This is a genomic window from Microbacterium sp. C5A9, assembly GCF_022627955.1.
Classification (GTDB): Bacteria; Actinomycetota; Actinomycetes; order Actinomycetales; family Microbacteriaceae; genus Microbacterium.
This window is the reverse complement of sequence record NZ_JABXGD010000003.1, coordinates 178,028-204,207: the sequence shown is the minus strand read 5'-3', so window position 1 is coordinate 204,207 and position 26,180 is coordinate 178,028. Positions and strand designations below refer to the sequence as shown.

Annotated in this window: 29 protein-coding genes; 10 read left to right on the top strand and 19 right to left on the bottom strand. The window is 69.0% G+C overall.

Features of this window, described 5'->3' with window-relative positions; genetic code table 11:
• Nucleotides 1-99: 99 nt before the first annotated feature.
• From HWD99_RS07685 to pknB, 3 genes are read left to right on the top strand one after another with little or no spacing between them, the layout of a single operon-like run.
• Complete coding sequence (locus tag HWD99_RS07685) at nt 100-1,554, top strand: penicillin-binding protein 2 (RefSeq protein WP_241795639.1); 1,455 nt, start codon at nt 100-102, stop codon at nt 1,552-1,554.
• On the top strand, nt 1,551-3,386 hold the full coding sequence (locus HWD99_RS07680) for a protein kinase (protein WP_241795638.1): 1,836 nt from the start codon (nt 1,551-1,553) through the stop codon (nt 3,384-3,386). The genes HWD99_RS07685 and HWD99_RS07680 overlap by 4 nt, the downstream gene beginning before the upstream one ends.
• Nucleotides 3,387-3,442: 56 nt before the next feature.
• Complete coding sequence (pknB, locus tag HWD99_RS07675; RefSeq protein ID WP_308220695.1) at nt 3,443-5,140, top strand: Stk1 family PASTA domain-containing Ser/Thr kinase; 1,698 nt, start codon at nt 3,443-3,445, stop codon at nt 5,138-5,140.
• A gap of 53 nt (nt 5,141-5,193) precedes the next feature.
• Here pknB and HWD99_RS07670 read toward each other — a convergent pair whose 3' ends face one another.
• Genes HWD99_RS07670 through HWD99_RS07660 form a run of 3 tightly spaced genes read right to left on the bottom strand, consistent with a single transcriptional unit; the run spans nt 5,194 to nt 6,793 of the window.
• Entirely contained in the window at nt 5,194-5,826 is a 633-nt protein-coding gene (locus tag HWD99_RS07670) for an aminodeoxychorismate/anthranilate synthase component II (protein WP_241795637.1), read from the bottom strand.
• On the bottom strand, nt 5,823-5,978 hold the full coding sequence (locus tag HWD99_RS07665; protein WP_201470503.1) for a hypothetical protein: 156 nt from the start codon (nt 5,976-5,978) through the stop codon (nt 5,823-5,825). Before HWD99_RS07665 ends, HWD99_RS07670 begins: the two co-directional genes overlap by 4 nt.
• Nucleotides 5,979-5,998: 20 nt before the next feature.
• Nucleotides 5,999-6,793, bottom strand: coding sequence for a class E sortase (locus tag HWD99_RS07660; RefSeq protein WP_241795636.1), 795 nt, complete (start codon nt 6,791-6,793; stop codon nt 5,999-6,001).
• 85 nt (nt 6,794-6,878) lie between these two features.
• Between HWD99_RS07660 and HWD99_RS07655 the strand changes: the two genes are divergently transcribed.
• Nucleotides 6,879-7,118, top strand: coding sequence for a cell division protein CrgA (locus HWD99_RS07655; protein ID WP_241795635.1), 240 nt, complete (start codon nt 6,879-6,881; stop codon nt 7,116-7,118).
• A gap of 162 nt (nt 7,119-7,280) precedes the next feature.
• Here HWD99_RS07655 and HWD99_RS07650 read toward each other — a convergent pair whose 3' ends face one another.
• Together HWD99_RS07650 and HWD99_RS07645 are read right to left on the bottom strand one after the other, a co-directional pair.
• A complete protein-coding gene (locus tag HWD99_RS07650; protein ID WP_241795634.1) occupies nt 7,281-8,177 on the bottom strand; it encodes a rhomboid family intramembrane serine protease in 897 nt (298 codons plus the stop codon).
• A 21-nt stretch (nt 8,178-8,198) separates the two neighbouring features.
• Complete coding sequence (locus tag HWD99_RS07645; RefSeq protein WP_241795633.1) at nt 8,199-8,756, bottom strand: peptidylprolyl isomerase; 558 nt, start codon at nt 8,754-8,756, stop codon at nt 8,199-8,201.
• Nucleotides 8,757-8,901: 145 nt separating this feature from the next.
• Here HWD99_RS07645 and HWD99_RS07640 point away from each other — a divergent pair, with 145 nt between their 5' ends.
• Nucleotides 8,902-9,414, top strand: a complete 513-nt coding sequence (locus tag HWD99_RS07640) for a DNA helicase (RefSeq protein WP_241795632.1) — start codon at nt 8,902-8,904, stop codon at nt 9,412-9,414.
• A gap of 50 nt (nt 9,415-9,464) precedes the next feature.
• Nucleotides 9,465-9,926, top strand: a complete 462-nt coding sequence (locus HWD99_RS07635) for an aminoacyl-tRNA deacylase (RefSeq protein WP_241795631.1) — start codon at nt 9,465-9,467, stop codon at nt 9,924-9,926.
• Between the two features lie 18 nt (nt 9,927-9,944).
• On the opposite strand, the gene HWD99_RS07630 is transcribed toward HWD99_RS07635, so the two are convergent.
• From HWD99_RS07630 to HWD99_RS07590, 9 genes are all read right to left on the bottom strand, one after another.
• A complete protein-coding gene (locus tag HWD99_RS07630) occupies nt 9,945-10,367 on the bottom strand; it encodes an NUDIX hydrolase (RefSeq protein WP_241795630.1) in 423 nt (140 codons plus the stop codon).
• Between the two features lie 55 nt (nt 10,368-10,422).
• A complete protein-coding gene (locus tag HWD99_RS07625; RefSeq protein WP_241795629.1) occupies nt 10,423-11,130 on the bottom strand; it encodes a YoaK family protein in 708 nt (235 codons plus the stop codon).
• A 45-nt stretch (nt 11,131-11,175) separates the two neighbouring features.
• A complete protein-coding gene (locus HWD99_RS07620) occupies nt 11,176-11,667 on the bottom strand; it encodes a RidA family protein (protein ID WP_241795628.1) in 492 nt (163 codons plus the stop codon).
• 26 nt (nt 11,668-11,693) lie between these two features.
• Nucleotides 11,694-13,277 (bottom strand): gamma-glutamyltransferase family protein, encoded by a 1,584-nt coding sequence (locus HWD99_RS07615; protein ID WP_241795627.1) that lies wholly within the window; start codon nt 13,275-13,277, stop codon nt 11,694-11,696.
• 38 nt (nt 13,278-13,315) lie between these two features.
• Nucleotides 13,316-14,017 (bottom strand): ABC transporter ATP-binding protein, encoded by a 702-nt coding sequence (locus HWD99_RS07610; protein ID WP_374205456.1) that lies wholly within the window; start codon nt 14,015-14,017, stop codon nt 13,316-13,318.
• A gap of 2 nt (nt 14,018-14,019) precedes the next feature.
• Nucleotides 14,020-15,861, bottom strand: a complete 1,842-nt coding sequence (locus tag HWD99_RS07605) for an ATP-binding cassette domain-containing protein (protein ID WP_241795625.1) — start codon at nt 15,859-15,861, stop codon at nt 14,020-14,022.
• Between the two features lie 5 nt (nt 15,862-15,866).
• On the bottom strand, nt 15,867-16,775 hold the full coding sequence (locus HWD99_RS07600; RefSeq protein ID WP_241795624.1) for a branched-chain amino acid ABC transporter permease: 909 nt from the start codon (nt 16,773-16,775) through the stop codon (nt 15,867-15,869).
• 64 nt (nt 16,776-16,839) lie between these two features.
• Nucleotides 16,840-17,997 carry an ABC transporter substrate-binding protein gene (locus HWD99_RS07595; protein WP_241795623.1) on the bottom strand — a complete coding sequence of 386 codons (1,158 nt, stop codon included), beginning with the start codon at nt 17,995-17,997 and terminating at the stop codon, nt 16,840-16,842.
• Nucleotides 17,998-18,203: 206 nt separating this feature from the next.
• Nucleotides 18,204-19,208: a LacI family DNA-binding transcriptional regulator gene (locus HWD99_RS07590; protein WP_241795622.1), complete on the bottom strand. Its 1,005-nt coding sequence runs from the start codon at nt 19,206-19,208 to the stop codon at nt 18,204-18,206.
• Nucleotides 19,209-19,315: 107 nt separating this feature from the next.
• On the opposite strand from HWD99_RS07590, the gene HWD99_RS07585 reads away from it, so the two are divergent.
• Together HWD99_RS07585 and HWD99_RS07580 are read left to right on the top strand one after the other, a co-directional pair.
• On the top strand, nt 19,316-19,765 hold the full coding sequence (locus tag HWD99_RS07585; protein ID WP_241795621.1) for a DUF1801 domain-containing protein: 450 nt from the start codon (nt 19,316-19,318) through the stop codon (nt 19,763-19,765).
• A 43-nt stretch (nt 19,766-19,808) separates the two neighbouring features.
• Nucleotides 19,809-20,924 carry a Xaa-Pro peptidase family protein gene (locus HWD99_RS07580; RefSeq protein WP_241795620.1) on the top strand — a complete coding sequence of 372 codons (1,116 nt, stop codon included), beginning with the start codon at nt 19,809-19,811 and terminating at the stop codon, nt 20,922-20,924.
• An 18-nt stretch (nt 20,925-20,942) separates the two neighbouring features.
• Here the strand turns inward: HWD99_RS07580 and HWD99_RS07575 are convergent, their stop codons facing one another.
• Nucleotides 20,943-21,860 (bottom strand): hypothetical protein, encoded by a 918-nt coding sequence (locus tag HWD99_RS07575; protein ID WP_241795619.1) that lies wholly within the window; start codon nt 21,858-21,860, stop codon nt 20,943-20,945.
• Between the two features lie 139 nt (nt 21,861-21,999).
• Here HWD99_RS07575 and HWD99_RS07570 point away from each other — a divergent pair, with 139 nt between their 5' ends.
• Nucleotides 22,000-22,566, top strand: a complete 567-nt coding sequence (locus HWD99_RS07570; protein ID WP_241795618.1) for a helix-turn-helix transcriptional regulator — start codon at nt 22,000-22,002, stop codon at nt 22,564-22,566.
• Between the two features lie 62 nt (nt 22,567-22,628).
• Nucleotides 22,629-23,126, top strand: a complete 498-nt coding sequence (locus tag HWD99_RS07565) for a DUF3253 domain-containing protein (protein ID WP_241795617.1) — start codon at nt 22,629-22,631, stop codon at nt 23,124-23,126.
• Nucleotides 23,127-23,141: 15 nt separating this feature from the next.
• Here the strand turns inward: HWD99_RS07565 and HWD99_RS07560 are convergent, their stop codons facing one another.
• The 4 genes from HWD99_RS07560 to HWD99_RS07545 are packed head-to-tail and all read right to left on the bottom strand — an operon-like array spanning nt 23,142 to nt 26,093.
• Complete coding sequence (locus HWD99_RS07560) at nt 23,142-23,885, bottom strand: gamma-glutamyl-gamma-aminobutyrate hydrolase family protein (protein ID WP_241795616.1); 744 nt, start codon at nt 23,883-23,885, stop codon at nt 23,142-23,144.
• A complete protein-coding gene (locus HWD99_RS07555; protein WP_241795615.1) occupies nt 23,882-24,442 on the bottom strand; it encodes a HutD family protein in 561 nt (186 codons plus the stop codon). The genes HWD99_RS07560 and HWD99_RS07555 overlap by 4 nt, the downstream gene beginning before the upstream one ends.
• A 10-nt stretch (nt 24,443-24,452) precedes the next feature.
• Complete coding sequence (locus tag HWD99_RS07550; protein WP_241795614.1) at nt 24,453-24,794, bottom strand: P-II family nitrogen regulator; 342 nt, start codon at nt 24,792-24,794, stop codon at nt 24,453-24,455.
• Nucleotides 24,795-24,821: 27 nt separating this feature from the next.
• Complete coding sequence (locus HWD99_RS07545; protein ID WP_241795613.1) at nt 24,822-26,093, bottom strand: ammonium transporter; 1,272 nt, start codon at nt 26,091-26,093, stop codon at nt 24,822-24,824.
• Nucleotides 26,094-26,180 lie beyond the last annotated feature (87 nt).

Below are 26,180 nucleotides of genomic sequence, written 5' to 3'. Positions count from 1 at the left end.
GACCAGGCGTTTCCAGACATCGGTCGCTGAGCGAGGAGCGCAGCGACGAGACGCAGCGCGCTCCGTGACAGGCGGGCACTCCGCCCCGGGGGGCGTCGCATGACCAAAGAGCTCCGCCGCCTCAGCATCGTGATGCTGTTCATGTTCCTGTCGCTGTTCGTCGCGACCAGCTGGATCCAGGTCGTCGAGGCCGACAGCCTCGCACAGCAGAGCAACAACCGACGCACGCTGCTCGACAGCTACGAGATCCAGCGCGGTTCGATCATCGTCGACGACGTCGCGATCGCCTCGTCCGTGCCCTCCAACGACCGCTACCAGTTCCAGCGTGTGTACACCGACGCCGCGATGTGGGAGCCGGTGACGGGGTACTTCAACCCCGCTCTGCAGTCGGCGACGGGCATCGAACGCGCTCTCAACGCCGACCTCTCGGGCACCGGCTCCAGCGCCTTCTTCTCGGACATCGAGCGGATCCTGTCGGGGCAGCCGCAGACCGGCTTCGGTGTGGAGCTGACGCTCGACACGGCAGCGCAGCGCGCCGCCTACGACGCGCTGCAAGGCCTGAACGGAGCGGTCGTCGCGATCGAGCCGAAGACGGGACGCATCCTCGCGATGGTATCGACTCCCGGCTTCGACACGAACGCTCTCGCGACCCATGACGCGGATGCCGCGAACGCGACCTACGACCAGCTCGTCGACGATCCGCTGAAGCCGCTCTCGAACCGCGCGATCGCGGGCGACCTCAACCCGCCCGGATCCACGTTCAAGCTCGTCGTGGCCGCCGCGGCGTATGCGAGCGGCGACTACACACCGGACTCGACGCTCCCGAACCCCGCACGCTTCCAGCTGCCGCAGTCCAACAACACGGTCGCGAACGCGTGGGGCAGCACGTGCGGCGACGGCGAGACCGTGACCATCGCCGAGGCGATCCGGTTGAGCTGCAACATCCCCATGGCCGAGCTCGCGGTGCAGCTGGGCGACGACAAGATCCGCGAGATGGCCGAGAAGTTCGGGTGGAACCAGAGCTTCTCGACGCCGCTCGAGTCGACGCCCTCGAGCTACCCCACCGGGCTCGACGACCCGCAGACCGGCCTCACCGGCTTCGGTCAGGGACAGGTCACCGCGACGCCGCTGCAGATCGCCATGGTGGCTGCCGGCATCGCGAACGACGGTGTGGTGATGAACCCGCGCCTCGTCGACACGGTGATCGGCAACGACCTGTCGGTGGTGCGGTCTTACGAGGACAGGGAATACGGTCAGGCCCTCGACAAGACGGTCGCCGACGAGGTGACGTCGTCGATGGTGGCGAGCGTCTCAACGGGCGCGGCGCAGGGTGCAAGAATAGACGGGGTCGACGTGGCCGGGAAGACCGGGACGACAGAGAACGGCGATAAGCCGTACACGCTGTGGTTCACCGGATTCGCACCGGCGGACGACCCGGCGGTCGCAGTAGCGGTCCTCGTCGAAGACGGCGGCGGACAGGGGCAATCAGGATCCGGCGACACCATCGCCGCCCCGATTGCAAAGAAGGTCATAGAGGCGGTGCTGGGCAGATGAGACCGACGCAGGGTGTGTCGTTCGGTGGTCGCTACGAGCTGCAGTCGCGTATTGCGATCGGCGGCATGGGCGAGGTATGGGAGGCGACGGATCACGTCATCGGACGTACCGTCGCGATCAAGATCCTCAAAGACGAGTACATGGGGGACCCCGGGTTCCTCGAGCGTTTCCGCGCTGAGGCGCGCCACGCCGCGCTCGTCAACCACGAGGGCATCGCCAGCGTCTTCGACTACGGCGAGGAGAACGGCAGCGCGTACCTCGTCATGGAGCTCGTGCCCGGCGAGGCGCTGTCGACGATCATCGAGCGCGACGGCTCGCTGAGTGCCGACAAGACGCTCGACATCGTCGCGCAGACCGCATCCGCCCTGCAGGCCGCCCACGCGGCTGGTCTCGTGCACCGTGACATCAAGCCGGGAAACCTGCTGATCACGCCCGACGGACGCGTCAAGATCACCGACTTCGGAATCGCTCGCATCGCCGACCAGGTGCCGCTGACGGCCACCGGTCAGGTGATGGGAACCGTGCAGTACCTGTCGCCGGAGCAGGCGTCGGGTCACCCCGCCTCCCCCGCGACCGACACGTACTCGCTGGGAATCGTCGCGTACGAGTGCCTCGCAGGCAAGCGTCCGTTCACCGGCGAGTCGCAGGTCGCCATCGCGATGGCCCAGATCAACGAGCAGCCTCCGCCGCTGCCGCCGACGGTGCCGATCCCGGTGCAGAACCTCGTGATGGCGATGATCGCCAAGAAGCCGGCAGACCGCCCGTCGTCCTCGGCGACCGTGGCCCGTGCCGCGCAGGCTCTGCGCCGCGGCGACCTCAACTCGGCCGCGATCGCCGTTCCCGCGATCGCCACGGGCGGTGTCGCCGGCAGCGACGACGCGACCCGCATGCTGACCGCCACCGGAGACGACGGCACCACCCGCATCCTCCCGACCACGGCACAGCTCCCCACCGGGGCAGCCGCGGATGCCGAGGAAGAGCGCGAGAAGAAGAAGCGCAGCCCGTGGACGTGGCCGCTCGTCGCGCTGATCGCACTGCTCGTCATCGTGCTCGGCGGTACCGTGTTCGCCCTCATGAACCAGGGCGACCCCGACGCCGGTGCGACGACCCCGCCGCCCACGACGCAGTCGCAGACACCGACGCCCTCGCAGACGCCCACCCCGAGCGCGACGCCGATCAACGTCGACGCGCTCGGCCTGGTCGGGCTCCCCTGCCAGGAGGCTCTCGCCGCCGCGACCGAGGCCGGCCTCGTGCCGCAGTGCCGCGTCGGAACCACTCCCGCACCGTCCGACGAGCTCGTCGACGTCGTCGAGTCGGTCGAACCGCGCGGACTCCTCGAAGAGGGCGACGCCATCACCCTGACCGCCTACGCACCCCGCGTCGACATCGGCGCCCCGGCGTCGGCACCCACCCTGTCGGGCACGCCCGTCGCCGGCGAGCCGATCACCCTCAACTGGACCGCGTTCTCGTGCCCCTCGGGCGCCGCCGCGCTCAGCTCGTACGAGGTCACGATCACCAACGCCACCTTCAGCGACGGCAAGACGACGCGGAGCTTCCAGGGCCAGCTGAACGCCCAGATCACTCCGGCCGACGACCCGGCCCTGCAGGTGACCGCGACCTATCGCGCGTTCTGCGGCGACCGTCCCTCGGGCAACTCCCCGCAGATGGCGGTTCAGATCACGGCTGCCGATGACGAGGACGACGCAGGCACAGCGACCGCCAACGGCGGTACGGGCACGGCGAACGGCGGCACCGGCACCGCGAACGGCGGCACCGGGACGTCCACGGCCACCACCGGTTCCGACGGCACGGGAACCGCCACAGCCGACTAGCAACTTCGCGCCGTAGTCTGAGAGCATTCACCAGGTCGTATCAGGGGGGTCAGTACGTGTCGACAGAGCAACGCGTTCTCGCGGGTCGCTACCGCGTCGACGAGCTCATCGGGCACGGCGGTATGGCGAAGGTGTACCGCGGGTACGATCTGACCCTCGGTCGCGCGGTCGCCATCAAGATCCTCGACCCTGAGCTCGCGCGCGACACCGCCTTCCGCACGCGTTTCCGGCTCGAGGCGCAGTCCGCCTCGCGCATGTCGCACCCGTCGATCGTGCGGGTCTACGACGCCGGTGACCCGTCGACCACCGACAGCAGCACCGATGAACCTCCGTACATCGTCATGGAGCTGATCAGCGGCACGCTGCTGAAGGACATCATCGCGAAGGGCCCCGTCCCCGTCGAAGACGCCGTGCGCTACGTCGACGGCATCCTCGAGGCGCTCGACTACTCCCATCGTGCGGGCGTCGTGCACCGCGACATCAAGCCCGGCAACGTCATGGTCACCGACAAGGGCCAGGTCAAGGTCATGGACTTCGGCATCGCCCGAGCCGTGTCCGACTCCTCGTCGACAGTCGCCGAGACGACGCAGATCATCGGCACCGCCGCCTATTTCTCGCCCGAGCAGGCCAAGGGCGAGCCCGTCGACGCACGCGCCGACCTCTACTCCACCGGCGTCGTGCTCTACGAGCTGCTCACCGGTCGACAGCCGTTCCGTGGCGAGTCTCCGGTGGCCGTCGCATATCAGCACGTCAGCGAGACTCCCGTGCCGCCGACCGAGGTCAACGAGGATTCACCGGGCGCCCTCGACCCGATCGTGCTCCGCGCGCTCGCGAAGGATCCGTATCAGCGGTACCCGGATGCCGCGCACTTCCGTGCCGCTCTCGACTCGGCGGTGGCCGGCCGCGCGCCGAGCCGCAAGGAGCTCGGCGCGCTCACCAGCGAGCTCTACGGTCCCAACCCGCGCCAGGCGCAGGAGACCGCACGGTCGCTGCGCCAGCTCAGCACTGACAACACGATGGCCCGCACCCAGTCCGGCCCTCCTGTCGCATGGATCTGGGCCGGCGTGGCGCTGCTCGCGGTGCTCCTGGCATCCGTCCTGTTCTGGGTGTGGACGATCAGCATGCGCCCGAGCGACGTGCCGACCAGCTCACGGACCGTCCCCGATCTGGTCAACGTCTCGTCCGAGCGCGCCCAGGAGGATCTCAGCGAGCTCGATCTCACGGCGAAGCTCGTGCTCGAGTCGAGTACCGACATCGTCGAGGGCAACGTCACGCGCACCGATCCGACCTCGGGAACGGCGGTGAGCGAGGGCGACACCGTGACCGTCTACGTCTCCTCCGGCAAGGAGACCGTCGTCGTCCCGACTCTGTCTGGCCTGTCTCTCTCCGCCGCGAAGGACGCTCTGACCGCAGCCGGGCTGCAGCTCGGCACCGTGATCCCTCGAAACGACGAAGGGCTCGCTGCCGACACCGTCATCGAGGCGAGCGAGGACGCCGATGCCGAAGTGGCACCGAACACCGTCGTGAACCTCGTCGTGGCCAGTGGTCGGGTGACGATCAAGAACATGGTGGGCTGGACCGTCGAGTCCGCGACGGAAGAGCTCGAGAGCCTCGGGCTCGTCGCGCAGCCGGTCGAGCTCAGCGACTGCACCCCGGTCACCCCGCCGACGGTGTCGTCGATGTCGGCCGCCCCCGGCGACGTGCCGATCGGCTCGACGGTCGAGCTGCGTTTCTGCGGCGCACCCGTCGGCTGACGCCTGCCCGGCTCCGAGACGGAGGCAGTCGAGCGGCCGTCGACCGGCCGACGTCAGCGGTGCAGGGGATGCAGCTCGGTCGCTCTCGCGACAGCGTGCGGGTCTCCGCACTGCGCGAGCCAGTTCGCGAGCAGACGGTACCCACCCTCGGTGAGGACGCTCTCGGGATGGAACTGCACCCCGACGATCGGCAGGTCCGTATGCGCGATGGCCATCACGGTGCCGCCGTCGGTGCGCGCCGTCACCTGCAGCGCAGCCGGCAGATCGCCCTCGGAGAGCGCGAGCGAGTGATAGCGACCGACGTCGAACCGCGAGGGGACGCCGTCGAAGAGCGGGGATCCGTCGTGAACGACGCTCGACACCATCCCGTGCATGAGCTCGGGGGCCTCGGTGACCGGAGCGCCGAACGCCGCACCGATCGCCTGATGCCCGAGGCAGACTCCGAGCAGCGGAATGCGCAGGTCCGCCGCGATGCGCACCGCATCCACCGTGACACCCGCTGCCCGAGGAGTACCCGGTCCGGGCGAGACCATGACGCCGTCGAACGGTGCGAGCACCTCGGCGAGCTGCGCGGCGCTCACGGCATCCGACTCGATCATCGTGACGTCGGCGCCGAGCTCGCGCAGGTATCCGACGAGCGTGTGCACGAAGCTGTCGTGGTTGTCCACGACGAGCACGCGGGTCATTCGAGGTCGACCTCGCCCGGTGTGATCAGGGGGCTCACCCAGGGGAAGACGAACCAGAAGAGCGCGTAGAGCACGGCGGCGACCAGCGCGAGCACGATGAAGAGCCGCAGCCACCAGGGGCCGGGCAGGATGCGCCAGAGTGCGGCGTACATTGTGTCGTCGTTCCCTTCGGTCAGATCGACGGAGCGGCCGGCGGGGGCGGCGGGTCGGTGAGCGCGGAGGGGGGCCCCTCGGCGCGGGGCTGGAAACTCTCGAAGACGCCGTAGGCGACGATGCGCTCGGCCAGGGAGTACAGCGGAGAGCATGCCGTCAGCGTGATGTACCGCTCCCCCGTCTCGACACCCGGCATCTGCGGCACGTCGAGCAGCACCTCGGTCTGCGTGGGCTTCACATACTCGAGCGTGCGGAAGCGGTAGGTGAACCAGCCGTCCGGCGTCTCGACGACGATCGCGTCGCCCAGCTGCAGCTTGTCGAGCTGGTTGAACGGCTTGCCCCAGGTCGTCCGGTGCCCGGCCATCGCGAAGTTGCCGACCTCACCGGGCATCTTCGAGTCGGTGTAGACGCCGATGCCGAGATCGTCGAGCGTGCGAGCGCGGCTGGTCCCGCCGTAGATGCCGACGTTGTACTCCGAGCCGAAGCGCGGGATGTGCATCTGTGCGAACCACTGCGCGTCGGCTGGCGCCGCGGGGATCACCGGCTCGTAGTAGGTCGTGCCGTCCTCGGCCTCGACGAGAGGCGGAGGCTCGGGGGCCGGCCCCTCCGCGAGCTGCTGCGACATCTGGGCGCCCTCGTCGTTCTTCTGGGCGCTGATGATGATGTCGCCGATCCACATCTGCCACGCGACGAAGAGCAGCACGATGACGCCCGCGGTCAGCAGGAGCTCGCCGAGAACGCTCGTGAACGTGGCGCGCGATCGAGGGCGGCGGTGCCGTGCACGTCGCTCCCCCGAGACGACGGATGCAGTCATGGCGCGATCTTATCCCGCTCGACTGAACGAACGGCCGGAGGAACCCGGTCCCGTTTTGGAAAGAAGTCATGGGTACAATGTCGGAATGGCACGTGACCGCAAGATCGAAGAGCCCGAAGCACCGCGCAGCGAAGGCGACACCGCCCCCAACGCCGTGTGGTTCAAGCCGGTGATGGTCGGCTTCATGCTGCTCGGACTCGCCTGGATCCTCGTGTTCTACATCTCCGGCATGCAGTTCCCGATCCCGGGTCTCGACAACTGGAACCTCGCCATCGGCCTGGGCATCGCCCTCATCGGCTTCCTCATGACGACCCGCTGGCGCTGACGCCGACCCCTCACGTTCAGAAGGCCCCTCTCGCTTCGGCGAGAGGGGCCTTCTGCATCCGTCCTGGATGTTCGACTGAGTTATCCACAGGTTATCCCCAATATGGGGAGAATTACACAGATGTTATTCACACCCGTTAACAACCCTGTTAACAACTCCCGATCAGGAGTAAACCGTGGTGATGAGCAGCGGGGGCACGAAAGCGACGATCACCAGCAACGCCACGACGACTGCTGCGAGCAGCACGATCTGCAGGGTGCGCTGCTCCCTCCGACGCGTGCGGGTGAGGATGAACGCGACCAGTGCGCCCACGATCGCACCCCCGAGATGCGCCTGCCACGCGATGCCGCCGATGAAGAAGCCGATGACGAAGTTGATGCCGAGGATCACGAGGATCCCCGTGACGTTCGCGCCGAGATGCCGGCCGATGATGAGCAGCGCGGCCATGAGTCCGAAGATCGCGCCGGAGGCGCCGACGGTGGCGGTGCCGGGAGCGATGAGCGCGACGGCCACGGAACCGCCGATGCCGCTGATCAGATACAGCGCGAGGTAGCGGACCCGACCGAGCATGGGCTCGAGGTTCTGACCCAGCATCCACAGCGCCAGCATGTTGAGGGCGAGGTGGATGAATCCGCCGTGCACGAAGACCGCGGTGAGCAGCCTCCAGGGCTCGAACGGGTACAGCGACAGGTCGGGATAGAGGTACGCGGCCGCGAAGAGCAGCTGCTGCGTGATGGCGCCGCCCATTCCCGGAACCATCTGCAGCAGACCGATGATCGAGGTGATCAGCAGCAGCGCGTAGGTGACGACCGGCTTGCCGCCGCGAGCGGTGGCCATGGAGGGCCGGCTGCGCCAGCGGCGCTCGGCGCGCTTCTGCGCAGGGGTGCGGTTCTTGCGCTCGGCCTGCATGCACTCGGGGCAGATCACCCCGACCGGTGCCTGGGTCTGGCACTCGGGGCAGATGGTGCGCAGGCACCGCTGGCAGAGCACGAAGCTCTGCCGATCCGGATGCCGGTAGCAGAAGTTGTCGCGATTGTCCGCGAACTCAGGCGTGGTCATCCGGATCGGCCAGCGTCGGCGTCAGGCCGCGACGATGTCGATCGACTGCAGCACGACCGGCTCGATCGGGCGGTCGCCCGCGGCGGTCGGCACAGCGGCGATCTTGTCGACGACGGCCTTCGATGCGTCATCGGCCACCTCGCCGAAGATCGTGTGCTTGCCCTGCAGCCACGGCGTCGGGTCGGTGGTGATGAAGAACTGCGAGCCGTTGGTGCCCTCGGCCTTGCCGGTGATGGCGTTGCGACGAAGACCGGCGTTGGCCATGGCGAGGATGTAGGGCTCGTTGAAGTTGAGCTCCATGTTGATCTCGTCGTCGAAGTTGTAGCCGGGGCCGCCGACGCCCTGTCCGAGCGGGTCGCCGCCCTGGATCATGAAGTTGGGGATGATGCGGTGGAAGATGACGTCCTTGTAGAGAGCGCCCTCGCCCGGCTTGCCGGTGGCGGGGTGCGTCCACTCCTGGGTGCCGTCGGCGAGACCGACGAAGTTCTTGACCGTCTTGGGGGCGTGGTCGCCGAAGAGGTTGATGACGATGTCACCGTGGTTGGTGTGCAGGGTTGCGACATGAGAAGCGTGGGCCATGCCCTCATTCTCGCAGAGCTTCCGATGTGTGCGGCCTGAACTAGCGCGGTTCACCGCTCAGCGCAAGGGTTCGGCGATTCCCTCCCCCCATCCAGCCTCCCGTGGCAAGATGGGGAACCCGTACTCCAATCGACAGGAGAGCATCGTGAGCATCAGCCGCAAGCGGAAGAAGGAGCTGCGTCGTCTTCAGGCCGACGCGAACCAGCTCTGGGAGAACCAGCAGGTCCTGGTCGGCCACGCAGCCGACGTCGCACGTGAGGCGGGGCGCCAGCTCGGCCACTTCGGCCGCGAGCAGGTCGGTCCTGTCGTGCAGGACACCTACAACCGTCGCGTCCAGCCGGTCGTCGACCGTGGCGTCCGATTCGGTCACCACGTGGTCGATGACAAGGTCGTCCCGATCGTCGGGGGAGTCGTCGGCACCGCGCTCACCGCGTGGGACGTCGCCAACGCCAAGCGCGAGGGCGTCGTCAAGAAGGTCAACAAGAAGGTCAAGAAGGCCACCAAGCCCGAGCCCCAGGGCCCAGGACTCGGCTCGGTCATCGCGATCATCCTGGGCGCCGCTGCAGCGGTCGGCGTTCTCTACGCGGCGTGGCAGGCACTGCGCGCCGACGACGAGCTCTGGGTCGCCGACGACCCGCTCTCCGCACCTGACGCGTGACGTCGAACCCTGATCCCTCGGCCTCCGCGCCGGGGGATCCCCATTCCCGGGTGAGGGATGCCGCAGCATCGCGAGGCCTCGAGATCGAGATCCGCGAGCGGCCCGCCGCACGAAGTCTCACCGAGGCCGCCGAGCTGCTCGGAATCCTGCCCTCGGGCATCGTGAAGACGCTGGTCGTGAAGCGGTCGGACGACACCTATCTCTTCGCACTCGTGCCCGGTGGCCGGTCGATCTCATGGCCCAAGCTGCGCGCCGTGGTGGGAGTGAACAAGCTGCGCCTTCCCGAGCCGGATCTCGCTCTCGCCGCCACCGGCTATGAGCGCGGAACCATCGTCCCGATCGGCAGCACCACCGCGTGGCCGGTGTTCGCCGACGAGACCATCGTGGGCCAGCGCATCGCCATGGGGGCAGGGACTCACGGCTACAGCCTCTTCGTCGAGGCCGACGACCTCATCGCCGCCTACGGAGCGACGGTCGCCGACATCTCTGTGCCCGAGGAACCTCGGGACTGAGCCGACGCGCGACGCGCGTCAGAGGATGCCCGCCATCCTTAGTGCGATGTCGACGAGCTTCACCCGCTGCAGCTCGGAGATCGATCGGAGCGTGAACCACTCGGCCATGTCCGTCGATCCGTCGGTCTCGAAGCGCAGCCTGCCTCCCGTGACCGTGGCGCGGTAGACGATGCGCAACGTGTGCAGCGGCTCGTCGGAGCGGTTCACACGCCGACTCGCGGGGATCACCCGCGAATGGATGCCGAGCAGCTCGCCGACCTTGACGGTGTAGCCGGTCTCCTCGCGGAGTTCGCGCCGCACGGCGTCTTCGGGGGCCTCGCCCGCCTCCAGACCGCCCCCGGGCATCGTCCACGCGACTCGGCGCCCCTCCGTCCAGCGCGCCAGAAGTATGCGTCCGTCGTCATCGGTGACGACCGCGTATGCCGCGACCCGCATGTCCATGCGTTCACCCTAGTGGGCGGTGCTCACCGATCGACGACATCTTTCGCCGGCCCCCTCAGCTCGTCGCGGACGACTGCCGACGACGGAGCCTGCGCGACGCACCCTCTCCGATCGCCGCGACGACGAGAGAGATCACCGCGGCCGCGACGACGCCCCAGCCGATGTGCGCCATCAGCAGCAGCGCGCCGACGGCGGCACCGGCCGCGATGAGCGCGATCGCCGAGACCCGGCGGATCCAGGGCTGTCCGGCCCCGCCTGCCAAGCGAGAGTCTGCGGCCAGACCCGTGATGGTGGAGGTGACGACCACCGTGGTCACGTCCTTCACCGCGAGGTGACGCGCGGCGGCCGCCTGCACACCCATGCTCGTGGCCAGCAGGAGGGTGGCCCCGAGCTCCCACGGCGGGGGCGGGGTCCCGTCGGCGATGAACAGCCCGATTCCGGCGATGCCCAGCAGTGCGCCGACGACGGCGATCAGCACGGTGGTGCGAGAGCTCCACCCCGCCGCGACGGGACGAAGCACCCGGCCTCCGATGGCCGCTCCGGCCAGGAAGGCGACGAGGGCGAGCAGGGGACCGACCCAGGGCAGGTCGTCCGCCCCGGCCAGGGCCATGCCGAGGATGACCACGTTGCCGGTCATGTTCCCCGCGAAGACCTTGTCGAGACCGAGATAGCCGACGGCGTCGACGATTCCGGTCGAGAAGGTGAGGGCGAGCATGAGCACGAGGTGGAGGTTCTGCGGTGACGGTCGCGAGCGTTCGGGCATGGTTCTCCTCGGGAAGTGGGGGGCGGTGTCGATGGAGGGCGGGGATCAGTCCGCGATCTCGACCGTCAGGGTGTTCTCGAAGCTGCTTCCGCCGGCGAGCGACATGACGCCGATGGTGGCTCGTCCGCCGAGGCCGATCTCGGGTCCGAAGACCTCGACGAACAGGTCCGATGCTCCGCTGGAGACGCGGTGCACCTCGGTGAAGTCCATCGTGGTGGTGACGAAGCACGTCTGCCGGATGATGCTCTTCACGCGGTCGAGGCTGCCGAGGGCGTACCGGATTCCGCCGAGGCAGTTGAGCGCGGTGAGGCGGGCGGCCTCGTATCCCTGCTCGACGGTGAGGTCCTGGCCCAGGCGACCGGCGAACCGCACGGTGCCGTCCGCGCGGTCCGGGGTGTGGCCGCTGAGATAGAGCACGCTGCCCACGATGTGATGCGGCTTCATGCTGCCGTACGTATCGGCACCGTAGTAGCCGCTGGCACCGAAATCCGGAATGTCCAGGCCGAGGTCGCGGGCGCGCTGCTCGGGAGTCGTCATGGGTCGTGTCCTTTCGAGAGGTCTGGTCAGTGCGAGATGTGGACGCCGCCGTCGCTGCGCGGGTCGGCACCCGCCGACAGGCGTCCGTCGGGGTCTCGGCGCGCGATCATCGCGTGCCCTGCTCCCGAGTCATACTCGTGTCCGAGCCGGAGTTCCAGTGTGGTCTCGGCGAGCTGCGCCTGAGCGGTGGCCGAGATGCCCGGCTCGACGAGAACCGAGTCCCGATCATCGGTCCCGTGCTCGGAATCGCCGACGATGAGCCGTGGTGCCGACACGGCCTGCTGCGGTGTCGCGCCCTCGGCCACGCGGAGGAGGAGCTGCGTGTGGATCTGTGCCTGCGCCTTTCCACCCATGGTGCCGTGTGCCGCGACCGTCCCGTCGGGCGATTCGACGATGACGGGCATGAGGGTGTGCGCGGGTCGCTTGCCGATGGCGATCTCGTTGGGGTGCCCCGGTTCGAGCTGGAAGAAGGCCGCGCGATTGTGGAGCACCACTCCCGTCGACGGCTCCAGAAGCTTGCTGCCGAAGCTGTGGAACACCGACTGGATCAGGGAGATCGCCGTGCCGTCGGCATCCACGACGGTGACGGCAACGGTGTCGCCACCCGGTCGTGGGGTCACGACGCCGGGCTCGCGGACCCCGGTGCGCAGGCTCCGCTCGGCATCCTCGCGCGCACGACGCAGGCCCTCGGGCTGGAGCATGCCGTCCACGTCGACGGGAGCGAAGCGAGGGTCAGCCAGGGTCATGTCCCTGATCCGGTCGCCGCTGTGGAAGAGCTCCGCCAGAAGTCCGGCGTCCGTCGACAGCTCTCCCGTGTCGGGCGTGCGCAGTGCGCCCAGGGTGCGGAGCATGGTGAATCCCTGCGAGTTCGGCGGCGCCGTGGAGACACGGAGACCGCCGAAGCGGCGTGCGATCGGCTGCTCGAACCGCGGTTCATGCCTGGCGAGGTCTGCGGCGGTGACCGGAACACCGAGTGCGGCGAGCCCCGCGGCGAGTCGCGAGGCGGTCTCGCCGATGTAGAAGGACCCGAGGCCGTCTCGCGCCAGTGCCCTCAACGTCTGTTCCAGCTGCGGTTGAACGAGATCGGCGCCGGCGGTGAGAGCGCGCCCCTCGGGGAAGAAGATCGACCTCATGCCGGCATCCGCGCGCAGCACATCGGCGTCGTCCTCGACAGCCTCTGCGAGGCCGGGACTCACACGGGTGCCCGCGGCGGCGAGCTCGATCGCGGGCAGCAGCAGCCGGTCGACGGGGAGGAGTCCCCAGGCGTCGTGTAGGGCCTTCCAGCCGGCGACCGCGCCGGGCACGGAGACCGTGAGCGGACCCTCCACCGGCATCGACTCCCGCCCGCCGAGCAGCGTGTCGAGGGGAGAGGCGGAGCCGTACGCCCCGGTGCTGTTCACGCAGATGCGGTCGCCGTCGGGAAGACGGACGATCGCGATCATGTCGCCGCCGAGACTGCACATGTGCGGGTAGACGACGGTCAGTGCGGCGGCCGCGGCGAGCGCCGCGTCGACGGCATTGCCTCCGGCGGCGACGATGTCGGCTGCCGCGCGCACCGCCGCGTCGTGTGGAGCCGCGATCGCGATGGGGGCCTGGGTGGAAGTGTGCATTGTCGTCCTTCGAGGTGAGTGGGTGACCGCCGAGGCGGTCAGGACTGGGTGCCGAAGTACGCGGAGTGCAGCCGCTCGTCGGCCAGCATCTCCGCCGAGCTCGCTCCGCCCGACAGGCGGCCCGTCTCCATGACGTAGCCGCGATCGGCGATGGAGAGCGCCTGGCGAGCGTTCTGCTCGACGAGCAGCACACTGGTCCCCGCGTGATGGATCTCGCTGATGAGCTCGAACATGCGCTTGACCATGAGCGGCGCGAGGCCCATCGACGGCTCGTCGAGGATGAGCAGGCGGGGGTGTCGCACGAGCGCGCGGGAGATCGCCAGCATCTGCTGCTCTCCGCCTGAGAGGGTCGCCGCGGCCTGGGCATGCCGCTCTTCGAGCACGGGGAACAGCTCGTAGATGCGCGGCAGCTCGTCGCGGAGTCGCTGGCGACTGCCCCAGGTCGCCACCTGCAGGTTCTCGAGCACCGTCATGCTGCCGAAGATGTGGCGGCCCTCGGGCACGAGGCAGAGTCCGGCGCGCACCCTCCTCTCGGCGGGATGCCTGCTGACATCCGTGCCGGCGAACTCGACCGAGCCCGACGCACTCGTCAAGCCGGCGATTCCGCGCAGAAGGCTCGATTTGCCCGCGCCGTTCGCCCCCACGATCACCACCAGCTCCCCGGGGTCGACGTGCATGCTCGCGCTCCGCAGCGCCTGCACAGCCCCGTAGGAGACCGACACATCCTTCACCGCGAGCACAGTCATGCGTCACTTCCCAGATAGGCCTCGAGAACGAGGGGGTTCTTGCGGATCTGCTCGGGGATGTCGTCGGCGATGACGACCCCGTGGTCGAGCACGATGATGCGATCGGAGACGCCCATCAGCAGATCCATGTCGTGTTCGATGAGGACGATGTCGATCCCCGCATCGCGGATCCGCACGATGAGGTCGGCGAGCGCCCTGGTCTCGCTCTCGTTCATCCCCGCGGCGGGCTCGTCGAGGAGGAGCAGGAGCGGTCTCGTCATGAGGGCGCGTGCGATCTCCACGCGTCGCTGCCCTTCGTAGTCGAGCGACTTCGCGAGCTCGCCCTCCCGGTCGCCGAGTCCCACGAACGCCAGGAGGCGTCGAGCCTCGTCGGCCGCGGCGCGCTCGGCCTTCGCGGTCCTCGGAAGGCGGAGCACGAACGCCGGCACCCAGCCCTTGAGTCGTCCGTGTGCTCCGACCAGCATGTTCTCGAGCACCGTCATGTCCCAGAACAGACGCACCGTCTGGAAGGTCCGTGCGATGCCCGCCGCGTTCACATCGGCCGAGTCGGCCCTGTCGAGGGGGATCCCCTCGAAGGAGATGCGTCCGGACGAGGGGGGAGTGACCCCCGAGAGCACGTTGAGGAGCGTGGACTTGCCCGCACCGTTCGGCCCCATGAGTCCGACGATCTCGCCGTGATCGATCTGCAGCGTCACGCCGCGAAGGGCGGACAGCCCCCCGAAGGTGCGCGAGACATCGTCGACCTGCAGCGTCGGCGCACCCGGATTCCGGGGTCGGCGGGGATCCGGCGCCGGCGTCTCGCCGTCACCGGGGGAACCCGCGTCGTGACGCGCTCGTGTCAGCCGGAGACGACGCCGGACGAGACCGCCCGGACGCACGATCATGAGGACGATGACGATGAGCGCGAGGATTCCGGTGCGGAACTCGGGATGCTCCTGCACGATCGCCCAGTCCCTGGCGATCGCCTGGAAGAAGATCCAGAGCGTCGCTCCCACGACCGGTCCCCAGAACGTTCCCGCACCTCCGAGGATGACGAGGCTGAGGACGATGAAGTTGTCTTCGAGCGTGAAGCTGTCGGGATTGATGAACTGCTGCATGTGCGCGAAGAACACGCCGGTGACCCCGGCGACCGCCGCGCCGCACATGTAGGCGAGGAGCTTGTACCGCTTGGTCTTGATGCCCATCGACGAGGCGACCAGTTCGTCCTCGCGGATCGCCACCCACGCCCTCCCGACCGGCGAGGCGACCAGACCTGCCACCGCGATGAGGATCACGACGACCATGAGGAGCACCGCGTAGTAGGTGCCGGTGGGCGAGCTGCCTCCCAGGCTCAGCGGCGGGATCCCCCGGATTCCCACGGACCCTCCGGTGAGATCGACCCAGTTGATCGACACGATCCTGACGATCTCGCCGAACGCCAGGGTCATGATCGCCAGGTAGTCGCCCCGTGCCCGCAGCGTGGGGTATCCGATGATCGCTCCGGCGACGGCCGAGAGCACGAGCGCGAGCGCCAGGCTCACCGGGAACAGCCACCAGAGCTCGTCGGGATCGAACCCGAGTCCGTCGACGAAGACCCGCGCTGTGAGCACTGCCGTCGTATAGGCGCCGATGATGAAGAACGCGATGTATCCGAGATCGAGCAGTCCGGTGAGCCCGACGAGGATGTTGAGGCCGCTCGCCAGCGCGACGTAGATCAGAGCCAGGGCGGCGACGCGCACCCACCGGTCGCCGGGGAGCAGGAACGGAAGCACGATCGCCGCGCCCATGACGATGAGCGGGATGGCGATGCGGCGGACGACGGCGCTGAACGGCACGCGGACTGTCTTCTGGATGTTCATCGTCATCACACCTTCACGACTTCACGGCGACCGAGGATGCCCTGCGGACGCAGCCACAGGATGAGGACGAGGACGCCGAAGGCGATGACGTCGCGGTAGGCGGATCCCCCCGGGACGAAAGCCGCGGCGGCCTCTTCGACGACGCCGAGCGCGAGCCCTCCGACGAAGGCCCCGGGGATGCTCCCGATCCCGCCGAGCACAGCGGCGACGAGTGCCTTCAGGCCCGGGATGAACCCCATGGCGGCGGCGGCGAAGCCGTACTTCTGCGAGTACAGGATGCCGGCCAGGGCCGCCATCGCGGACCCGAGGATGAACGTCGTCGCGATCACGCGATCGATGCCGATCCCCATCAGTCGGGCGGCGTCCTTGTCGAGCGCGGTCGCGCGGATCGCCCGACCGATCGGGCTGAACCTCACGATCGCCCAGAACGCCCCGGCCGCGCACACCGCGACGACGAAGATCACGAGGTCGATCGGCTGGATGCGAGCATCGCCGAGGATGATCGCCTCGCCGATCTGCGGCTTCGCGACCGGCACCTGGGCCGCACCGAAGAGGAAGGTGCCGATGGCCCGCAGGAGGAGCGAGACCGCGATCGCGGTGATGAGCATCGACAGGATGGGGGCGGACCGGAGGGGCTTGTACGCCAGCCTCTCGACGATGAACCCGACGGCGGCGCCGACGACCAGCCCCACGATCAGGGCGAGCCACGGCGGCAGCGCCGGCCCGGCGAGCTCGGCGCCCGCGAGCTGGACGGTCGACAGCGAGGCCACCAGGGCGCCGAATGCGCCGAACATGAAGACTTCGCCGAACGCGAAGTTGACCATGCCGAGCACCCCGTACACGATGCTGAAGGACACCGCGAGGAGACCGTAGATGCCTCCGACAGCGAGACCGTTGATGAGTACCTGAGTCACAGTGCGATTCCTCTCGGGTGACGGGCGGGGCCGTCCGTGGGGGACGGCCCCGGGAGGGGTCGAGTCACTCGGATACCGGGACGAAGGCACCGTCGGCGACGGTGAGGAAGATGAGGTCGCCCAGCCGGTTGCCCTCATCGTCGAAGCTGATGGGTCCCGTCGCGCCCGGGAACTCCTCGATCGCCGAGAGGGCGTCGACGATCGCGGCGTGGTCCGTCGAGCCGGCGTCGGAGACGGCCTGTGCGACGACCTTCGTGGCGTCGTAGGCGAGTGCCGCCCATGATGTCGGCTCGGAGTCGTACTTCTCGGTGAAGGCCGCGACGAAAGCCTGGGTGTCGGGGTCGTCGGATGACGTGGAGAAGCCGCTGTACACGGTCATCCCGTCGACCGCCTCCCCTCCGAGGGCCACGAGATCGGGGGTGACCGCTCCGTCGGTGCCGTACAGCGCCACCTCGGATCCGGCATCGCGCACCTGCGCGGCGATCTTCGCGGTCTCCGTGTAGAACCCGCCGATGAAGAGGCCCTCGGGATCGTCCTTCAGAGCGGTGTCGACCACGGTTCCGAAGTCGACGCTCCCGAGCTGGTAGGCCTGCGCCGAGGTGATGGTTCCGCCCGCCTTCTCGAACGCCTCCGAGAAGGCGTCGGAGATGCCCTGGCCGTAGTCGTCCTGCTGGAACAGCACGGCGATCGAGGTGACGCCTGACTCGTACACGTGCGCGGCCATCGCCTCGCCCTGAGAGGCATCCGTGAAGACGTTGCGGAAGAAGGTGGGGCTCGCGCCCGAGAGCTCCGGCGAGGTGACCGCCGACGCGACGATCGGCATGCCGCAGGTGTCGTACACGGGCAGGGCGGCCAGCGCGACGCTCGAGAAGCTGTATCCCAGGACGGCGGCGACCGACTCGTCGCAGAACTGCTGTGCGACGACCGGGCCGTTCGCCGGGCTGCCCTCGTCGTCGGCCGAGACGATCTCGACCGTGCGCCCGTCGATGCCTCCGTCTGCGTTCAGCTCCTCCACGGCGAGGTCGACACCCTGGCGCATCTGCAGGCCGTAGCTCGCGAAGTCGCCCGAGAGGGTGGCGGTGTAGCCGAGGGTGATCGATTCCGATGCGTCGTCCGTCGCGGTCGTCGCCGACGAGCAGGCGACGAGAGTCGCGCCGAGGAGGACGGTGGCGGCGGCAGCGGTGACGACGCGGCGCTGCGGCCGGTTTCCAGATGCGTTCATGAGGGGTGATCCCATTTCTCGGGTGCCAGGACCCGGCAAAACAATCCGTGAAATTCTGTGTGAAGCATCCCTTTTGGGTTGATAGATGGTTACATCAAAAGACAGAAAGCACCAGAGGTACGCGAAGATCGGCAGAACTTGTTACCAGTTGGTAACGTGCGAACGCACACCGAGCCCCTGCCGATGACCGGGTGCCGGTCGCTTCGTCAGCGGCGTCGTGAGGTCGAATCGCGAGGGATGACGGCGATCGGGAACGCCTCTTCCGGGAACTCGGCGTCGCGCGACGAGTCGATCACCTCGAAGAGACGCGTGGCGCACCGCGCGCCGAAGGCACGGGGAGAGAGGTCGACCGCGGTGATCGCGGGATCGGCCATCTCCATGGCGAGGCCATCGGCGTATCCCGCCACCAGGAGCTCCGTGCCGATCACGATCCCCATCGACCGCGCGGTCGACACCACTCCCACGGCCGAGCCGTCGGGAGTCGAGATGATCGCGTCCGGCACAGGATCGGACGACAGCAGCTCCCGCGTCACGCTCCGGATGTCGTCGGCGCTCAGGCGCTCCGCAGAGTCCGCGAGCACGGGTGCGACGTCGCGGGCCTCGCACCATTCGAGGTACGCGTGGCGGATGTCGCGCACCCAGGCGGTGTTGGCGGGGCCGACGATCAGCGCGGGACGCTGCGCTCCCGAGGTGGAGAGATGCTCGAGCAGCTCCCGCATGCCGTTCGCATGATCCGATCCCACCACGGCGTCGGGCGCGGGTGCTCCCGAGGGGGACCGCTCGCCGCTCACGACCGGCAGCTTGCCGTTGAGGATGCTCAGCACGGTCGCGTCGTCGTCGGGAGGGTCGACGAGGATGTACCCGTCGACGTGGGACACCTGGTGGGCCTTGGTGCGCCCCTCGGGGAGCACGGTGACCGAGACCTCGTTGCGGGATGCGACGTCGATGACCCCGAAGATGAAGTCCATGTAGTAGGCCAGCCCGCTCGTGCTCTCGGGGAGATACACACCGATCGCTCCTGCACGCGCATTGCGGAGGTTCCTGGCGCCGACGTTGACGACGTACTTCATGTCCTCGGCGACCTGGCGGACGTGGGCCCGTGTCTTGTCCGACACACGACCTGAATCCGAGAGGACGAACCACACCGTCGACCGTGAGACTCCGGCGACCTCTGCGATGTCATCCAGGGTCGTGGGCCGACGGCGTACCATGCCCTCATCCTAGGTGACCGCGATCGGTCAGGAATCGAGAAGCACAGCAGGCCGCGGCATCCGTAGTGTGAGATCCATCGCAGATCACCCCGTGAAAGGAGCCGGCCATGGTTGACGACGAGAAGAACTTCAGTGCCGAAGAGCGCGAGGCCATGAAGGAGGCCGCGGCCGACAAGCGCAAGGCCCGTTCGCGATCGAAGAAGACCCCCGAAGAGGTGCGCGCCGAGGGAGTGGCCGACCTCGAGGCGGCAGTAGCGAAGCTGCCCGACGACAAGGATCGCGAGCTGTCCTTGGCGCTGCACGCGCTGGTGACCGAGGTCGCTCCCGAGCTGGTTCCTCGCACCTATTACGGCATGCCGGCGTGGGGCAAGGACGGCAAGGTGCTCTGCTTCTTCCAGCCCGCCAGCAAGTTCAAGGTCCGGTACGGCACCTTCGGCTTCGAGCCGATCTCGAACCTCGACGACGGCACGATGTGGCCGACCGCCTACGCGCTGCTCGAGCTCACGGCAGCCAACCGCACCGTGCTCGCCGAGCGCATCCGCCTCGCCGTCAGCTGAGCAGCCATTCCCGGGGCGGGGTCAGCGCACTAGCGTGGATGCCGTGAGCACACTGCCGTTCCCCGCCTCCGTGTACGCCGCCCGACTCGACCGCGCCGCAGCTCTCGCCGCCGACGCCGGTCTCGACGCGATCATCGTCGGCCCCGGCCCCGACCTGCAGTATCTGGTGGGCGTCGAGGGTGACACGATCGAGCGGCTGACGGCGCTCGTGCTCGGACCGGGGATCGCCCCCACGATCGTCGTGCCGCGGATGGAGCTCGCCAAGGTGAGGACGACCGCCGTGGGCGAGCTCGGCCTCGCGGTGGGCGACTGGATCGACGGCGAGAACCCCTACGACCTCGTGGCCGCAGCCCTCGGATCGGTCACCCGCGTCGGTGTCTCCGATGCGCTCCCCGCGCTGCACGTGATCCCTCTGGCGGACCGGATCGGCGTGCGGGTCGAGCTCGCGACGCCCGTGCTGCGCGAGGGTCGCATGATCAAGGACGCCACCGAGATCGCCGAGCTGCGCCGCGCCGGGGCGGCGATCGACGCCGTGCATCGCCGTGTGCCCGAGTGGCTGCGCGCCGGGCGCACCGAGCGCGAGGTGGCCGCCGACATCGCCGAGGCGATCGTGGCCGAGGGGCACAAGACGGTCGAGTTCGTGATCGTCGGTTCGGGTCCCCACGGTGCCGACCCCCACCACGAGGTCTCCGACCGTGTGATCGGCGACGGCGAGGTCGTGGTCGTCGACATCGGGGGAGCGGTTCCGAGCGGCTACAACTCCGACAGCACCCGCACGTACGTGGTCGGGACTCCCGCGCCCGAGGCCGCGGAGCGGATCGCCGTGCTGGTGCGCGCGCAGCAGGCCGCCGTCGACGCGGTGCGACCGGGTGCGACCGCAGAAGAGGTGGATGCCGCGGCGCGCCGGGTGCTGGCTGATGCCGGTCTCGGCGAGGCCTTCCTGCATCGCACCGGTCACGGCATCGGCGTCTCGGTGCACGAGGAGCCGTACATCGCCCCCGGCAACGACCTGGTGCTGCGCGAGGGCATGGCGTTCAGTATCGAACCCGGCATCTACTTCGCCGGCGAGTGGGGCGCCCGCATCGAGGACATCGTCGTCGTGACGGCCGACGGCGGCGAGCGGTTGAACGTCGCGCCGCACGGTCTCACCGCCGTCTGATCCCGCGGCACCGCCTCGTCAGGTCCACCGCCGCGTCAGGTCCAGCGCCTCGTCGACCGTCACCAGGTCGGCCATCGTCATCGCACCGTGCCCCGCGCCGTGCCCCGCTCCGGCCACCCGCATAGCCGCCAGTGCGGTGAGGCGTCCGGTGGCCAGGGACTGACCCCGCCCGCTCGCCTGCAGCCGCTCGCCCGACCGCCTGTCCTGCGCGATGATGTGCCAGGCATCACTGCCGATGTGGGGTGCCGCGGCGAGCGCACCGCGGAGCATGGGCATCCGTCCGACGAGCGCGAGGGCGGCGGTCATCGGTGCCGAGCCGAGGGTCAGGTAGGTGCGGATGATGCTCCCGGAGCTCTCGAGCAGCACGTGATCAGGGAAGTCGGCCCGCAGATAGCGCCGGCTCCGTCCGTCGGGGCCGACCGCACGTCTGCTCTCGGTGAGGTTGCGCACCGGACTCCCCTCCGGCGCGCGATGCAGATCCGTGCCGACGAGGCCTGCCGTCCAGTCCACAGCGGCCGGTCCGTGCTTCTCACCGGTGCCGAGCATCACGAAGATGTCGAGCTCGGCGCCGGCGCGCGTGGCCAGCGCACCGGCGAGCACCGTGCTGAGTCCGGGAACGAGCCCTGCCCCGAGAACGATGGGGCCCGACGCCGTCGCCCGCAGTTCGTCGAGGTACGAGCCGGTGGCTGAGATGTCGACCAGCGGCCCGCCTGCGACGGCGTCGGCGAGTTCCGCCCTCTCCACGCCGGACGCATTGACGACCACGTCGTGATCCGCTGCGAGCCGCGACACCGGTCGAAGGTCGCCGTGCAGGTCGACCCGGCGTCCCTCGGTGTCTGATCGACTGGCCGCGGTGACGCTATGGCCGTCTCTCTCCAGCTCTCGCCGGACGACGGACCCCACCGCGCCTCGTCCGCCGAGCAGCAGAACCCTCATCCGACCGGCTCCTGCACGTGCGATGCGACCATGATGCTCTCCCTGTCCCCGGCGATGCCGATACCGATGCCGACATCCATCGTGCAGTCGCCGCGCACTCAGCACCTCCGCCGCTTGCGGTTTCTGCAAAGATGGCCGGATGGATGCCGAGATCGACGCGACGCTCGCCGCCATCGGCCCTCGGCTGCGGCGGCTCCGACAGAACCGCGGATACACCCTGTCGGCCGTCGCGGGACTCACCGGCCTCTCGGTCAGCGCGCTGTCTCGTGTCGAGACCGGCCACCGCCAGCCGACGCTCGATGCGCTCATCCCTCTGGCCCGCGCGTACGCGGTGACCCTCGATCAGCTGATCGCCGCACCGCAGACCGGTGATCCCCGCGTGCACCTCGAACCGCGACGCCTCGCTGCCGGAGGCGTCGCGGTCCCCCTCACGCGGCATCCGGGCGGGGTGCAGGTGTTCAAGCACGTGCTCGGGCCGCGGGAGCCCTCGCTCGTGTCGCACGAGGGGCACGCGTGGATCTACGTGCTCGCCGGCCGGCTGCGCCTTCTGCTGGGTGGAGACGAGCACGTTCTCGAGCCGGGGGAAAACGTCGCGTTCGAGGCCGCGACCCCGCACTGGTTCGGGCCCGCCGACGGGCTCGCGGTCGAGATCCTGCACCTGTTCGGGCCGGATGGGCAGCGACCGGTCACCCGCATCCTCGACTGACCGGTCGGCATCCCGACGTCAAGACCCTGGGGTCGGGGCACGCGAGACGGCAGACTGCCCGCATGGCAACCGACGACGCGTCCGCACCCGAGCTCACGGCCGACGGCCACCACGTCGTCATCGACGGGCGGCGCTGGCGGGCCACGGATCCGTCGATCCCCGACGGCTTCCGCCAGGAGCTCGTGGACGAGCTGATGGCGGCGCGACGGGCGGTGAAGGCATCGGAGGGCGATGCGCGACGCCGGGTGCAGGACGCGAAGACCGCGCTCGGTGAGCGCGGGGCACCCTGGTGGGAGGACCGCGCCGGCGATGCCTTCGACGAGCGGATCGCTGCGGCCATCCGCGCTCTCGTCCGACACCGCGGCGAGTCGTCGATCTGTCCGAGCGATGTCGCACGCACCGTCGGCGGCGAATCGTGGCGCGCACTGATGGCCGATGTGCGCCGGGTCGCCGCCGACCTGGCCGACCAGGACGAGATCATCGTCACCCAGAAGCGCGAGCCCGTGCGCATCCGGGAGGCTCGGGGACCCGTGCGGATCATCCGCGGCCCGCGGATCTGACTCCGGCGGGTCTGATCACCCGCGGGCAGGTTCGACCGAACGCGGCGGTGCCGAGGAGGCGGACCCTGATCGTCCGCGGCTGTGCACGACACGCAGCAGGGCGGCGAACTGCAGCGATGCGGTTGCCGGATGCTCCGGATGCCACTGCACGCCGAGGAACGGCAGCGAGTCGTGCTCGACCGCCTCGATCACACCGTCGGCGGCCTGAAGCGAGACGCGCAGGCCGGGGGCGAGCTGGTCCACCGCCTGATGGTGTGTGCACAGGATCGGCGGGCGGAGCTGCGCAGACAGTGAGGCGAGACCGGGCACGCGGGTCTCGACGAACGGATCGACACCGGTGTCGCCGTGGCCGCCGACATGCTGGTGGAGCGTGCCACCGAGCGCGACGTTCATCAGCTGCATCCCCCGGCAGACCCCGAGCAGCGGCCGCTGCGACCGCACCGCCTCCATCACGACGGCGATCTGGGTGCGGTCTGCACGGCGCTGATATCCGCGACGTCGCGGACGCCGATCGGGCTGGCCGTACAGCGAGGGCTCGACATCATCGCCCCCCAGGATCACGACGATGTCGGCCTCGCACGATGCGCGCCGCAGCTGCAGCTCCGACTCCTCGCCTGCGGCATGCAGAGACGCCGACCAGCCCAGCTGCTCGACGGCAGCGACCGCCGAGGCGTTGAGGGTGTCGAGAAGCGCCTGGTACCGGACGTCGGCAGACCGGCGGCGGGTGCGCACATGGAACAGCGCGACATGGGTGCTCATGCGGAACCCCCCGTTCGGGCGTGACGGCCGGTCCAGCGAAGCAGGAGCACCGGCCTCCGTCCCGTCGGCAGCGGAGCCGAGGTCTGCCCCGGAAGGATCACGGTTCCCGGCGGCAGAGCACCGTGCTCCGTCGAGGGGAGTCCGCCGAGCAGCACCAGAGCATCGACGCCTCCGAGACCGGTGTCGACCTCTCGCACGACCTCGGCGTCGAGCCGGGCACACGAGCGCACCGTCATGACGTTCACGACGGTCGTCCGTCGCGTACCGGCGTCTCCGACGATCGGATCCTCTCCGCGGAACGAGAAGGGCTCGAGCGCTCGAACGCGGTGACGCCGCCCGCCCACCTCGAGCGTCACCCCCGACGGGCCCAGCGGAACGAGCACCCGGTCGCTCCCGTCGAACGACGAGAAGGGCGTCCGCCCCTCGATCTCGGCGATGCTGATGCGCCGATCAGGGCGCGAGACGAGCACGCGCGTGACCCCGAGGCCGTTGGCCCACGGCTGCGGATCGACGTCCGACGGCCGGACGATCTCGAGGTCATCGCGCGTGCGTGTCATGGTGACTGTCTCAGCGGATGGCGGTCGGGCCGGTCTCGCCGGTACGCACCCTGATCACCTGCAGCACGTCGGTGACCCAGATCTTGCCGTCTCCGATCGCGCCGGTCCGGGCGGCGTCCTGGATGGCATCGAGAGCAGCGTCCAGCTCTTCATCGGCCACGACGATCTCGAGGGAGATCTTGGGGAGGAAGTCGACCTTCACCCGCTGGGAGCGGTAGACCTCGACCTTGCCGATCTGGGCACCGTGCCCCTTGGCGTCGTAGATCGTCATGCCGGTGACTCCGACCTCGGCGAGGGCGGTCTTGACGGGCTCCAGCGCGCTGGGCTGCAGGACGGCGGTGATGAGCTTCATGATCTTGTCCTTGTCTCGTCGGCGCGCTCAGGAGCGCACATCGTCCAGGTCGTAGGCGGTCTCGGCGTGCAGCGTCGTGTCGAGACCCGTGACCTCGGTGCTGTCGGCGACGCGCAGGCCGACGGTGACCTTCAGCAGCCACGAGATGAGGGCCGTCACGACGAAGGTGTACACGAAGACCGTCACGATCGCGATCGCCTGCGTCCCCAGCAGAGACCAGTCCCCGCCGAAGAGGATGCCGGTGGCGCCCGCCGGCGATGACGGGTCGGCGAGGAAGCCGATCGCCAGGGTGCCGAAGATGCCGGGGAACATGTGGATCGCGACGGCGTCGAGAGCATCGTCGTAGCCGAGCTTCTCCTTGAGGCCCAGCGCGGCGAACGCCACGATGCCCGCGAGGAAGCCGATGATCACGGCGCCGATCGGCGACACGGAGTTCGCGGCGGGGGTGATGCCGACGAGGCCGCCGAGGATGCCGGAGATCGCGCCGAGAGAGGTCGCCGCCTTGCGCACGATCCGCTCGATGAGCAGCCAGCCGAGCAGGCCCGCGCACGCGGCGATCAGCGTGTTCGTCACGGCCACACCGGCGCTCTCGTTGATGCCGCCCGACGATCCGCCGTTGAAGCCGTACCAGCCGACGAGCAGCAGGCCGCCGCCGACGACGGCGATCGGCAGGTTGCCGGGACGTCCGACGTGCGGGAAGTCCCGACGCCTGCCCAGGAAGACCGCGAGCACGAGCGCGGCGACACCCGCGTTCATGTGCACGGCCGTTCCTCCGGCGAAGTCGATCGCGTGCAGGCCGTTCGCGATCCACCCGCCGGTCGTCGACCCGTCGGGAGCATCGAAGGCGAACACCCAGTGCGCGACCGGGAAGTACACCAGGGTGGCCCACAGGCCCGAGAAGATCAGCCAGCTGGAGAACTTCATGCGCCCCTCGACCGCGCCGCCGATGATGCCGACGGTCAGCCCCGCGAAGATCAGCTGGAAGACGGCGATGAGGATGCCGGGTACGGCGCCCTCGGGCGTCTCGGCACCCAGGAGCGACTGGATGCCGAAGAGCGTGGTCGGGTCGCCGATCAGCCCCGCGCCGCCGACCGAGTCGCCGAGGGTGAGTCCGTAGCCGAACAGCACCCACAGCACCGCGGTCACGGCGAAGCCGCCGAGCACGATCATCATGGTGTTGAGGATGTTCTTGGTGCGTGAGAGACCGCCGTAGTACAGCGCGAGTCCCGGCAGCATGAGTGTCACGGCGACGGTTGCGGTCAGCATCCATGCCGTGTTCACCTGCGAGGCGATGTCCATGTCGTTCCTTTCGTGGTCGGTGAGTGTCGGGTGGTGCGTGGGTGTCGGGTTGTCGGGAAGAGTCGGGTGGTCGTGAGGTGTCGGGTG